The organism is Pseudoalteromonas sp., from assembly GCF_041629635.1.
GTDB lineage: Bacteria > Pseudomonadota > Gammaproteobacteria > Enterobacterales > Alteromonadaceae > Pseudoalteromonas.
The window spans coordinates 1-13,257 of the sequence record NZ_JBFKMX010000106.1; the positions used below are offsets into that span (position 1 = coordinate 1).

Here is a 13,257-nt window from a genome sequence, read left to right on the forward strand (position 1 = left end):
ACACATTAATGAGTGCCGCAATAAATAAACCTAATAACAGCCAAGGCGCTGAAATCACAAAGAGCTCGATAAAATTATTAATTAGCGTCATTTTGTACCTCAAGTGCTGATAAAATCGAACAGTGAATGGCGGGTTCGTCGCCGCCACAACATGACTTATGAAGCAGTTTTAGTGAATTAAGAATGGCATTCATTTCAGTGATTTTACGCTCAACCTGGCTAATCTTCTCGCTGGTGAACTGCTTTACTTGTTCACAACTGTGGCTTTGCTTATCAACTTTAATCGCTAACAACTCTTTTATTTCATTTAGCGTAAAGCCAACATCTTTTGCGCGAATAACAAATGCCAGTTGCGCAATATCTTGCTCAGTATATAAACGATAACCTGACTCACTTCGCCCAGACGACGTCAGAATACCTTGTTTTTCATAGTAGCGAAGCGTGTCGGTGGACACGCCTAAACGCTTTGCAATTTCGCCAATTCTTACCATTTTATAACCTAATTAAGATACACTAAATCTAACTTTCTCACTGAGTATAAACCTTAGAGTTAACTCCAAAGTCAAATCGATTATTAAATATTATGAACATTGTTATTCTCGACTACGAAACCATTGAAAATGGTGACTTATCACCGCTAAGCGAACTGTGCCCTAATATCACAACCTTTGATAATACACTTCAATCTCAAGTTGTTGAACGCTGCCAAGGGTTTGATGTGGTAATTACCAATAAGGTTGTGTTAAACCAAGAGGTGCTATCACAATTAAGCTCTGTAAAACTGATTTGTATTGCTGCAACTGGCACCAATAACGTTGATTTAGTTGCCGCAAAGCAACAATGCATTGCGGTTACCAATGTTGCCGGTTACTCAACCGCCAGCGTGGTACAACACACCTTTTCCCTACTGTTTAATTTACTTGGCAATACCCACAAATACATTACTGATTGTAAAAACGGCCAATGGCAAAAGGCACAGCACTTTTGCTTTTTAGATCACCCGATTAATGAAGTTGCAGGTTTGAAAATGGCACTTTTTGGCTATGGTGATTTAGGCTCTGCCGTTGCAAAGGCGGCGAGCGCGTTTGGCATTGATGTACTTATCAGCGAACGTAAAAACAGCCCTGTGCGTGAAGGGCGTATGGCATTTGAAGACGCATTGAAACTCGCTGACATCATTTCAATCCACTGCCCGTTAAATGCAGATACCGAAAATTTAATCAGCACAAATGAATTTGCCTTAATGAAACCAACAGCGGTACTTATCAACACAGCCCGAGGTGGCATTGTTGACGAAAGCGCCTTAGCAAATGCGCTTATTAACAAGAAAATAGCAGGTGCAGCAACCGATGTACTCAGCAAAGAGCCCGCCGTGCAAAATAACCCGTTGATTCAATATAAAGGGGATAACTTATTACTTACTCCACATATTGCATGGGCAAGCAATCAATCAATATCTCGCTTAATCAAGCAAATCGCACTAAATATTACTGCATTTCAAGAGGGTCAAATGCGTAATCGCGTATAGTTGACTAACTATCGAAAAAACTTCGATTTTTAAACAAAGTTGTTACACTGCTTTTAATGCGGCTTAGTTATTTTGAGCCGCTTTATAAATCACTTTAGGGACTCACAATGAAAAAAACAGCATTAAGTTTAGCCTTGGTGGCAACACTTGGCCTGACTGCTTGTCAAAACGCAAACACGACCAGTGATACAGTTGTTAGCCAGCAACAATCTCAAACGGCTGCATTTGAAGCATTTTCAGCACAATTTATTGAAGACTTATGGCGTCACAGCCCTGAGTGGTCACAATATGCAGGCTATGGCAAATACGACCACATCCTTACCGTGCCAGATTCACAAAGTCGTATTAACGACCTTAAGTTTGCCAATACACAACTTGCTAAGCTTAAGCAGTTTAACCTTGAAAAGTTACCCGCTAATTTAAAAACTGATTACTACTTAATTGAAAATCTATTAAAAGAAACAATTTGGTCAGTAGAGACTTTCAAATCTTGGCAATGGAATCCGTCAAACTACAATGTTGCAGGCGGTTTTGCACAGATTATGAATAGCCGTTTTGATGATGACAATAGCAAAATAGCCAAAGTGCTAAAGCGCCTTGAAAATGTGCCAGCATACTATGCTGCGGCTAAGTCAAACATTGATATACCGACACTTGAATACACCCAACTGGCAATCAGCCAAAACAAAGGAGCTTTTAGTGTTTTAAATAAAGACTTATTTAATAAAGCAAAAACATCAAACCTATCAGACGCCGATAAACAACTATTTGAAACGCGCTTTAAAGCAGCTACAAATGCAATTAATGACTACATCGACTTTTTAACTAAACTTGAAACCGATCTCGTTGCAAACAACAGTGCTCGTTCATTTAGAATTGGTGAGGAACTTTACGAGCAAAAATTTGCGTTTGATATTCAATCTGGTTACACCGCAAAACAGCTTTACCAAAAAGCATTGGATGATAAAGCCCGTGTTACTGCTGAAATGCTAAAAATTACCAAGCAGCTTTGGCCTAAATACTTTGCCAATAAAACGATGCCAAATGAGCCACAAAAGGCCATTGCAACATTAATTAATCACCTTGCAGTAAAACACGTAAAACGTGAAGATTTTGTCGCAGAAATTAAAAAACAAATCCCTGAGCTAGAAGCTTTTATTAAAGAAAGAGACTTAATCACGCTTGATCCTGAAAAGCCACTTGTTGTGCGTGAAACGCCAGATTATATGCGCGGTTTTGCTGGTGCATCAATCAGTGCTCCGGGCCCTTATGCGAAAAAAGAAAACACCTATTACAATGTGACTCCTCTCGATAATATGAGTGAAGAGCAAGCCGAATCGTATTTAAAAGAATACAACCACTGGATTTTGCAAATCTTAAATATTCATGAGGCGATCCCTGGCCACTACACTCAATTGGTGTATTCAAATGAATCTCCGTCGTTAATTAAAAGTATTTTAGGTAACGGTGCCATGATTGAAGGTTGGGCTGTTTACACAGAACGCATGATGCTTGAAGAAGGTTATGGCAATTTTGAGCCTGAAATGTGGCTAATGTACTACAAATGGAACTTACGTGTAATTTGTAACACGATTTTGGATTACCAAATTCAAGTAGAAGGTATTAGCAAAGAGCAAGGCCTTGATTTACTTATGAATGGCGCTTTCCAAGAACGCGCAGAAGCTGAAGGAAAGTGGCGCCGTGCAACACTTAGCCAAGTGCAGTTAACAAGTTACTACACAGGTTACCGTGAAATCTACGATTTCCGTGAAGAGCAGAAAGCAAAGCTAGGTGACGATTTTAATTTAAAAGCCTTCCACGAGGAGTTTTTAAGTTACGGTAGTTCACCAGTGAAATATATCCGCGCGTTAATGGATAACTAAGCTCGAGTTAAGAAAGACAAAAAGGAAGCTCCCGCTTCCTTTTTTTGTCAATAATAGAATTGATGAAAATTATTTCTTTCTATCACAACATCTTGACTAAGCTTATGAATATTTAACACAATTCCCATTAAATAGATAACCACCCAGTATGGAAGAGGCAATGGATAGACTTTTACGCAGTTTAGCCGTAACAGTTGTTATTGGATTAAGCTCACTCACCACAACTAGCTTTGCAGCTGATAGACAAGTTACACAAGAAAAAGAACAGCAAACGTTTTATTACTCATGGCGTGATTATCAAGGCAATGAGCAAAAACTCAATTTTACTTACTCAAATGATCAATTGTTTAACCATTACCGCCGCTTTAAAGGTTTTAACGACCAAGAATATCTCGACAAAATTAACGTTAAGGTAATGAATACCATCAAAGAGTTTGATCGTCGTAAATACCGCCTCGAAAGCACGCGCAAAGAGCGCAGCATTGAATACAAAGTATTTAGCGATGATAAAGCCTTATTAAATGAAGTAGAAACCCGTGTTGAAAATGCCAAGCAAAGTGCACGTAAAAGCTATTTAAAAAAACACTATTACGCTGATTTAGAAGCTATTTGGGCAACCGATGCGGTAAGACCTGACTTGCCTCGATTTGTTAAAGACTCATACAATTACATTACTCCTATTCGTGAAGCGGTAATCGCCAAGTTTGGTAATAATGTTAGACCACAAACTATCATTAATTTTATTTTAGGCTGGGTGCAATCTATGCCAGTTTCTGAATTACCTGACCGTTTTCATAATAGCGGTGAAAACTTTAAGCCACCATTAAAGCTGATCCGCCAAGAATACGGCGATGTTGACAGCAAACTGGTACTTACCAGTGCAATTTTAAAAGCAATTTACCCACGCTTAACCATTGCCATGATAAGCACTCCTAAACATGCGTTAATTGGCTTAAACTTGCCCATTCGCAAAGAAGATAAGCATATTGAAATTAATGGCTTAAAATACCTTGTTGGTGAAGTGAGTGGACCAAAGCAAATGCCAATTGCTGAAGTCAGATCACGCTCCTGGGAGATGCTTAACAGCAAACAATATATTGTTGATATTATTTAACCTCAACACGGGTTATTTAGCTTTAACAATTAAAGGGCGGGTTTATACCAGCCCTTTTTCGTTGTAATTTTTAATTATTCATAGATTTTCTTCAGCGAAGCATGCGAGACGGCTTCGTACTACACCATTTAAGTTAATCGTGCTGCTACCTTGGAAGTCCTTAAACCTTTCAACTATATAGGTTAAACCTGAGGTAACTGGAGTTAAATAGTTACTGTCTATTTGTGCTAAGTTACCTGAGCAAATCAATTTAGTACCCTCACCACAGCGAGTGATAATAGTTTTTAACTGCGATGCCGTTAGGTTTTGACTTTCATCCAAAATTACAATGGCATTTTGGATGCTTCGTCCGCGCATAAAGTTAATCGACTTAAACTGAATATTTGCCTTCTCCATTATATAGTTGCGGCTTGATATTGGGTTTTCGTCGTTTTTATGTAGCACTTCTAATGAGTCAGTAATGGCAGCAAGCCAAGGCATCATTTTTTCTTCTTCAGTGCCAGGGAGAAAACCTATCGATTCGGCAATTTCAGGGGTATTTCGCGTCACAATTATTTTGTCGTACATACCGCGCTCAATCACCAGCTCCAACGCACATGCCAGGGCTAGTAAGGTTTTACCGCATCCAGCAGGTCCCGTCAGAATAACTAAATCCAAATTGGGATCAAGCAATGAATTAATTGCCATTGCTTGATACACATTTTTGGGTTGAATACCCCAAGCACTGCGCCCCATGATGCGCTCAAAGCCTAAATCGATTAACTTGATATGCTCCTCATCGTAGTCCACTACACGTGCAGCAAAATGACCTGTTTCATCAAGCAAGTATTCATTAATAAATACTTCGTTTAACAAACTGCGAGGCACCGTATGATAAGTGTCACGGCCGCTTTGCTCACTATCGCATTCTTTCACATGAGCCCAAAAGTCGCCATCGAGCTTTTTGTAACCACTGGTTAGCAAGCTAATATCATCTATCAATTGATCGGTGCGATAATCTTCGACAAACTCAAGCCCTGCGCCTTTTGCTTTAAGGCGCATATTAATGTCTTTAGTTACTAAAACCACTTTCACCTCAGCGCGTAACTGTTGTAAATGAAGTGCGGTATTAATAATACGATGATCATTTTCATCACCCGGTAGACCAGACACCGCATCTTCAAAAATATGATCATTGACGATGGTTAACTTACCGGTACAGTTTTTGGTGACTCCTGATAAGTCGACTCCAGCAAGCATCTCTTCCGGTGTTGCATCACGAAGTACATCATCCAAAGCTCGGATGGCAATACGCGCGTCCCGGCTCACATCTTTTTTGCGATCTTTAATATGGTCGAGTTCTTCGAGTACAGTCATTGGGATAACGACTTGATGTTCTTGGAAAGATAAAAAAGCGAAAGGTTCGTGGAGTAATACGTTGGTATCTAATACATAAAGTTTATTATCGTTATTGCGCACTTTTCCCATAAGCTGTTCCTTCTCTTAGCTGGCGGGTTTATGGTTTTTGCTTTACTTTTAAGTTTAGTCTATTTCAAGAATTTGGCTCTTTTATGACAAAAAAAGTTCAAAATCCTGGATAAAATACAAACATTGAAGTGGCTAAAAATTAACAGGTGAATCCGACGAGAAATCTAGGTAACATAGCCGCCTTTTTTCGATAGTAGCGAGTTAAAAATGAGCTTTTCTTTAGGTCAACGCTGGATCAGCGACACCGAATCAGATTTAGGCTTAGGTACGGTAGTAGCCTGTGAAGGACGCCAAGTCACTATTTTATTCCCAGCCAGTGGTGAAAGCCGTGTGTACAGTATTTCTGAAGCACCAGTAACCCGAGTCGCATTTAATGTGGGTGATAAAGTGCGTAGTGTTGACGAGTGGGAACTCATTGTTGAACAAATTGAAGAAGAAAATGGATTATTTACTTACCTTGGCACACGTGAAGATAACCAAGAGCAAGTTGCCTTAAAAGAAACTTTTCTTGACCATTTTATTAAATTTAATAAGCCACAAGATAAACTATTTTCAGGTCAAATTGACCGTTTTGACCGTTTTACGCTGCGTCATAATACACTTAGCCATGTGCACCAAAATCAGCAATCAAGTTTAAAAGGCTTAGTCGGTGCGCGTGCAAGCTTAATTCCACACCAGCTTTATATTGCCGAAGAAGTTGGTAAACGTTTCGCGCCGCGAGTTTTACTGTCTGATGAAGTTGGTCTTGGTAAAACCATTGAAGCCGGTATGATCATTCACCAGCAAGTGCTTACAGGTCGTGCTTCTCGCGTGCTTATTGTGGTACCTGAAAACTTACAACACCAATGGTTAGTTGAAATGTTACGTCGTTTCAACTTACAGTTTTCAATTTTTGATGATGAGCGTTGTACAGAAGCCTATGCCGATGCTGCAAACCCGTTTGAAACCGAGCAACTCATTCTAACTAGTCTTGAATTCCTATCGAAAAAGAAAACGTGGTTTGAACAAGCAACACTTGCCGATTGGGATTTACTGGTAGTTGATGAAGCGCACCACTTAAAGTGGAGCGAAAAGAAATCGAGCACCGAATACAACCGAATTGCCGAGTTAAGCCAAGATATTCCTGGGTTAATTCTACTAACAGCGACACCTGATCAGCTAGGGCATGAAAGCCACTTTGCACGCTTAAAGCTGCTTGATGAAAACCGTTTCTACGATTATCAGGCGTTTGTAGAAGAAGAAAGTCACTATCAAGAAGTTGCCGATGCGGCAAACCAACTGCTTGCAGATGAAGCTCTAAGTGATAACGCAAAAGCCACGTTAACATCGCTTTTAAAAGAAAGTGACATTTCAACTTTGCTCAGTCAAGTGGAGCAAGGTGAGCAAGCTGCTAAAAATGAAATTCTCTCTATGCTACTTGATAGACATGGTACTGGCCGTATTTTGTTTAGAAACAGCCGTAGCAGTATTCAAGGTTTTCCATCACGCGAGCTTCACGCTTACCCTGTTGAAATGCCAAAGCAATACACTACAGCAATGAACGTAATGGGTAATATTGCGGGCTTAAAAGATGCTGAAATGCGTGCTAAACGTGCCCTATTCCCAGAAAAGATTTTCCAAGAATTTGAAGGCGAATCAGCTAGCTGGGCACAATTCGACCCACGCGTTGAATGGCTAGCAGAAAAACTACTTGAACTAAAACGCGAAAAAGTACTGGTTATTTGTAGCGAAGCACAAACTGCCCTTAGCCTTGAACAAGCCATTCGCGAGAGTGAAGGTATTAAGGCTGCCGTTTTCCATGAAGGTATGAGCATTATTGAGCGTGACCGTGCTGCGGCCTATTTTGCCGAGCAAGAAGATGCTGCACAGGTATTAATTTGCTCTGAAATTGGTTCGGAAGGTCGTAACTTCCAGTTCGCCCACCACCTTATTTTATTTGATCTGCCATTAAACCCAGATCTACTTGAGCAGCGCATTGGCCGCTTAGACCGTATTGGCCAAAGCGAGGACATTAAAATTCATGTTCCTTACTTTGAAAATACCGCGCAAGAGGTTCTTTTCCGCTGGTACCATGAAGCACTTGAAGCTTTTGAACATACGCTCACAACAGGTCAATTACTGTATTCAGAGTTCAAAGATGAGTTACTAGAGCTTGTCGCGAATCATAATACAGATGAAGAAGAGCTTGATCCGTTACTTGAATCCGTCAATAAACAAAACCAAGCGCTTAAACAAAAAATGGAGCAAGGCCGCGACCGTTTACTTGAGCTACATTCAAAAGGCCAAGGCCGCTCAGAGCAATTAGTTGAAGATATTGAAGCCCTTGATAATCAAACTGCATTACCAATGTTTATGATTAAGGTATTTGATATTTTTGGTATTTCGCAAGAAGACCGCGGTGAAAACTCGATTGTTTTAAAACCAACTGAGCATATGCTAACGCCGTCTTTCCCTTGCTTACGTGATGAAGGAATTACCGTAACCTTTGACCGTGACACAGCACTTGCACAAGAAGACGTTCACTTTTTAAGTTGGGATCACCCAATGGTACAAGGTGCAATGGAGCTAATTATTGATGATGACTTAGGTACGACATCAGTTGCTCTTTTGAAAAACAAACAACTACCAGCGGGTAGCTTCTTTGTAGAGCTTATTTATCTTGCGGAAACAAGCGCGCCTAAAGCACTGCAAATGGGCCGCTTCTTACCGACTACACCTCTACGCTTATTGCTTGATAAAAACGGCAATGATTTAGCAGCCAATGTTGCATTTGATACCTTTAATCAGCAACTTAATGCTGTAGGTAAACAAACAGCGAGCAAACTAGCTTCTGCTTTACAATCAAGTGTTCACCCATTGATTGAAAAGGCGACTAACGCTGCAAAAGAGCAATTAGCAACGCTGAAAGAAAGCGCTAGAAGCAGTGTAAACACTAACTTAGATGATGAGTTAGCGCGTTTGAAGTCATTAAAACAACTTAATCCAAATGTCCGTGAAGATGAGCTGTTTTACCTTGAGAAGCAAAAAGCACAATTGCTTGAGCATGTTGAAAAAGCAGAGCTTAAGCTTGATGCCATCCGCTTAATAGTGGTTTCTCACTAAGCATAATTGCTTTAAAATAGGGCTGATTAAGCCCTATTTTTTTGCTGGAATCTCTGTGCTGTTAAACTATAACCCACCAACCTCACCATATATCAATATCCTTTACCAAGATAATGACTTGATTATATTGAATAAACCAAGTGGGTTATTAACCGTTCCAGGTAAAGCACCTGAACATAAAGACAGCCTAATCAACCGCGTTAATTTAGTATTTCCAACGGCTACCATAGTGCACCGGTTAGATATGGCAACTTCAGGCATTATCTGCTTAGCACTCAACAAACCTGCCCATCGTGAAATTAGCCGTCAGTTTCAAGATAGAGAAACTAAAAAGCGTTATATTGCGCGTATTTTCGGTAAGCTTGAGCCCACAACAGGCTCGGTAGATTTACCCCTAATTTGCGATTGGCCAAATCGCCCTAAACAAATGGTGGATCATGAACGCGGCAAACCATCACTGACGCATTATGAAGTAATCGCGTATGAAGAAAGTGCAACCCTTGTTGCCCTTACGCCAATTACAGGTCGTTCACATCAGTTACGTGTTCACATGCTATCACTTGGTCATGTGATTTTGGGCGATCGCCTGTATGCGCATCCAGAGGCTCTAGCAATGGCGCCGCGCTTACAGTTGCACGCTCAATATTTAAGTTTTACCCATCCGGTTACACAAGAACAACTTAGTTTTTACTCAGAACCTGATTTTTAAACTAAAATATTCGCGAAATATGTCGATAAACTTAAAAATCGAATAATTATTTACGCGTGTGAACTTTAGAACTTTCTTAACTCTTTTAATTTGTTTAAGCCTACCATTTTTAGTGAATGCTAAAGAGGTTGAATGGCTTGCGCCTATAAATAAAGAGCTTCAAGGAAACCAAGATATTAGCCATTACTACGATAAATCTGAAGTTGTTAATGTGATGGCTGGCGAAAATGAAATAACCGCGTTGTTTCGCGATCATACTGCTGAATTTGATAAAGGCGTGGCGATCTTAATTGCCGATTGGCATCTCACCCAGGCCAATGACCGTGGCATCGATTTTTTACGTAAATCTTTAAACGATTACGGCTGGATAACCTACAGTATTAGCGCAGGAAGTTCGCCGCGAATTAATAACGAAGAGCTGCCCGAAAACGACAATTTAAGCCTCGCGCCAAGCCTTTCACACTATACAAAACCAGATTTTGACGCCTACGCTTTAAGTTTAACTAGTCGCTTTAAAGCAATGTATCAGCAAGCACTGACTCACCCAGGTTTTGTTATTGTAATTACTCAAGGGCAAAGTGGTGCGATTCTTAATAGTTATTTAAACCAACAAAGCTCAGAGCCTGTTGATGCCTTAGTGCTTTTAAATAATTTTTATAATGAACCACAAAAAAATAAAGCATTAAACCAAACCATCACCACAACTACTTGGCCAACACTCGATATTTTTTATCAAAGCCACAACCATTGGTTAAGCCAACAAATGGAATTAAGGAAAAAGTTAGCGCGGCGCAATCACAAGCTTAATTATCGCCAGCGCACATTATTTGGCAGCCAATCAAGTGAGCAACAACACCAACGACTATCAAAAGAAATCTATGGTTTCCTTACTTGGCTTGGTCTTTAAGTTCAATGATTAAGCTCGAATTACTTGCCTTTTAAAAGCTCATAAGCAGCTTGAATATCTTGGCTTTTTTGCTTCGCAAGTTGCATCATTTCAGGCGGTAAACCTTGCGACACCAGCTTATCTGGGTGATGTTGCGCCATCAGTTTACGATACGCCTTTTTAATTGCCTTTTCATCGGCACTTTCATCTAAACCTAATACTTGCAATGCGCTACTACGAGATAACCCATTAGTTTGTGAAGCACTACCTGATGAACGATGTGATTGTTGTTGATTTTGCTTAGAATGTTGGTAGCGATGAAATTCAAACTCAGCTTTGTAGCGCTTTAAAATAAAGCTGAAATGGGCATTGTTGATGCCAATTAGCTTGCTAACCTGTTTAAGTAGTTCACGCTCTTTGTCACTCAGCTCACCATCGCTAAACGCCATTTGGATTTGAATTTCGAGGAACAGCTGAATGAGGTCATAACGGCCAGAAAAACGATCGCGAAAATCTTTAAGCACCGATTTAAAAGGAAAATCTGCCTCTTTACCACTGCGAAAGGCATTTTGCGCATCGCGGCGTGCATCGCCCGACAACCCCATTTCATCCATAAAACGTGATGCGGCAGAGATATGCTGCTCGTTTACACGGCCATTTGATTTAGCAATGTGCCCCATAACGGCAAAACAAGTGTATGAAAATAACGCCTGTTTTTCTGACACGGAACTATTATCAAAAAAACCTTGAAAGCCACCGGCTTTATTGAAGTCTTGTTTTAAACCACGGTCAAATAGATGCCCCAGATAAAAACCTAAAATAGCCCCTAACCATTTACCAAATAAAAAACCAAACCCGGCACCTAATAACTTTCCCCACATTTAGCTATTTAACTCCTGTTGGTTAATCTCTGCCAATCGCTCTGGCGTGCCGATATCGAACCACTTACCAATATAAAGCTCTGCGGTAACTAACTTCTCAGCCATTTTCTCACGTAACATCGGTGCTAATGGTAAAAATGCAGTTTCTCGCTTTGCAAAAAATGATTTGTGATAAAGCGCAATACCTGCAAATGTATGTTTATCTTCTCTATTTTCATCACAATGCGCAAATCCTTGGAGAATTGAAAAATCACCGCTTGGATTGTGCTCTGGATTTTCAACCAATACTAAATGCGCTTGGTGAGGCAATAATGCAATTTGTGTCAAACTGGATACATCGTAATCAGTGTAAATATCGCCGTTAATAACAATAAAAGTATCCGATAATAGATCTAATGCATTAAGAATACCGCCTGCGGTTTCAAGACCTTCGCCACCTTCATCACTGTAAATAAGGCGAACCCCAAATTCACTGCCATCACCTAAAGTGCTTCGAATAACATCACCACACCAAGCAAGGTTTATCACTATCTCTTTAATACCTGCACTAACTAAGCGCTCAATATGATATTGAAGAAGCGGTTTTCCATTAACGGTGAGCATCGGTTTCGGCATATGTTCAGTGAGTGGCATCATGCGTTTACCACGACCTGCAGCTAAGATCATAGCTTTCACAGTTTAGCCTCCAATTGTGGTTTCACGCTTACTTGTAACCACTCGGCAAAATAACCAAGTACAGGGAATGCATTTGCCACTTCTTTACAGGCTTCAATAACATAATTCAAAGTATCAAGCACATGCGGCAAATAGCCTTGTTTACCATCACGCAAACTCAAACGACAAAAAATACCTGCGGCTTTTAAATGACGTTGAATGCCTGTCAGGGTATAAAGCATTTCAAAATCGCTGTAACTAAGCCCTTGAGTCAAGCCCGCTTTTTCATATTGTGTAAAACCATATTTTACTAGCGAGCTTCTAAGGGCTGAAGGAAGTACTTGGTAGCAATCTTTAGTCAATGAAACTAAATCGTAAGTAAGCGGCCCTTGCACTGCATCTTGGTAGTCGATAATCGCCCATTGCTCATTCCATAACATTAAATTTCGACTGTGGTAATCGCGATGCATGGTCACTTTAGGCTGCATTTCAAGCGCATTAATCAACTGCTGCTTTACTTGTTGCCAATTCTTTTTGGCACCAACATCCATTTCAATTTTGCAAAAATTTTGCACTAGCCATTCATTGAAAATCTCAAGTTCAAGGTCGATAAAGGCAGCATCATACGGTTTCATCGCTGAGCTTGACGGTAAGGTGGCGATTTGCGGCAATAACGCAATGGCTTGTTGATACAATTCAGTATCTTTTCCTTGCCCTAAACAATCAGCAAAGTGAGTACTTCCTAAGTCTTCAATTAACAGATAACCGTGTTCTCTATCCACAGCTAGAATACTTGGCACTTTAAAATCACCTTGATTAAACAAAGTGTTCAGTTCAATAAAAGGCTCGTTATTAACCAGTTCTGGCGGTGATACCATAAGAATATAGCTTTGGCTTAAAGCGCTAACACGATAGTATTTACGAAAACTTGCATCCCCGGTTATGAGCTCAATATTTAATGACTGTTGTTCTTTTAAATTAGGTAAGTTTTGCGTTAAAAACGCATCAAACATTTGGTTATGCAAGGCTTAAC

Annotated in this window: 11 protein-coding genes; 6 read left to right on the top strand and 5 right to left on the bottom strand. The window is 40.1% G+C overall.

Annotated features, from left to right (window positions below):
• Positions 1–77 precede the first annotated feature (77 nt).
• Positions 78–491: a Zn(2+)-responsive transcriptional regulator gene (gene zntR / locus ABYD77_RS13930; protein WP_372770733.1), complete on the bottom strand. Its 414-nt coding sequence runs from the start codon at positions 489–491 to the stop codon at positions 78–80.
• A 92-nt stretch (positions 492–583) separates the two neighbouring features.
• Between zntR and ABYD77_RS13935 the strand changes: the two genes are divergently transcribed.
• From ABYD77_RS13935 to ABYD77_RS13945, 3 genes are all read left to right on the top strand, one after another.
• Entirely contained in the window at positions 584–1,528 is a 945-nt protein-coding gene (locus tag ABYD77_RS13935; RefSeq protein WP_372770734.1) for a D-2-hydroxyacid dehydrogenase, read from the top strand.
• A 107-nt stretch (positions 1,529–1,635) separates the two neighbouring features.
• Positions 1,636–3,411, top strand: coding sequence for a DUF885 domain-containing protein (locus tag ABYD77_RS13940; protein WP_372770735.1), 1,776 nt, complete (start codon positions 1,636–1,638; stop codon positions 3,409–3,411).
• 160 nt (positions 3,412–3,571) lie between these two features.
• Complete coding sequence (locus tag ABYD77_RS13945; protein ID WP_372770736.1) at positions 3,572–4,525, top strand: hypothetical protein; 954 nt, start codon at positions 3,572–3,574, stop codon at positions 4,523–4,525.
• A gap of 78 nt (positions 4,526–4,603) precedes the next feature.
• On the opposite strand, the gene ABYD77_RS13950 is transcribed toward ABYD77_RS13945, so the two are convergent.
• Entirely contained in the window at positions 4,604–5,992 is a 1,389-nt protein-coding gene (locus ABYD77_RS13950; RefSeq protein WP_372770737.1) for a PhoH family protein, read from the bottom strand.
• 207 nt (positions 5,993–6,199) lie between these two features.
• On the opposite strand from ABYD77_RS13950, the gene rapA reads away from it, so the two are divergent.
• The 3 genes from rapA (at position 6,200) to ABYD77_RS13965 (ending at position 10,710) form a co-directional block, all read left to right on the top strand.
• On the top strand, positions 6,200–9,094 hold the full coding sequence (rapA, locus tag ABYD77_RS13955) for an RNA polymerase-associated protein RapA (RefSeq protein ID WP_372770738.1): 2,895 nt from the start codon (positions 6,200–6,202) through the stop codon (positions 9,092–9,094).
• 55 nt (positions 9,095–9,149) lie between these two features.
• Positions 9,150–9,803, top strand: coding sequence for a bifunctional tRNA pseudouridine(32) synthase/23S rRNA pseudouridine(746) synthase RluA (gene rluA / locus ABYD77_RS13960; protein ID WP_372770739.1), 654 nt, complete (start codon positions 9,150–9,152; stop codon positions 9,801–9,803).
• A 112-nt stretch (positions 9,804–9,915) separates the two neighbouring features.
• Positions 9,916–10,710: a DUF3530 family protein gene (locus tag ABYD77_RS13965; protein ID WP_372770740.1), complete on the top strand. Its 795-nt coding sequence runs from the start codon at positions 9,916–9,918 to the stop codon at positions 10,708–10,710.
• Positions 10,711–10,730: 20 nt separating this feature from the next.
• On the opposite strand, the gene djlA is transcribed toward ABYD77_RS13965, so the two are convergent.
• From djlA to ABYD77_RS13980, 3 genes are read right to left on the bottom strand one after another with little or no spacing between them, the layout of a single operon-like run.
• The gene (gene djlA / locus ABYD77_RS13970) at positions 10,731–11,570 is read right to left on the bottom strand and encodes a co-chaperone DjlA (protein WP_372770741.1); all 840 of its coding nucleotides are present in this window, start codon (positions 11,568–11,570) and stop codon (positions 10,731–10,733) included.
• A complete protein-coding gene (gene murU / locus ABYD77_RS13975) occupies positions 11,571–12,245 on the bottom strand; it encodes an N-acetylmuramate alpha-1-phosphate uridylyltransferase MurU (RefSeq protein WP_372770742.1) in 675 nt (224 codons plus the stop codon).
• Complete coding sequence (locus ABYD77_RS13980; protein WP_372770743.1) at positions 12,242–13,237, bottom strand: aminoglycoside phosphotransferase family protein; 996 nt, start codon at positions 13,235–13,237, stop codon at positions 12,242–12,244. Before ABYD77_RS13980 ends, murU begins: the two co-directional genes overlap by 4 nt.
• Positions 13,238–13,257: the final 20 nt, after the last annotated feature.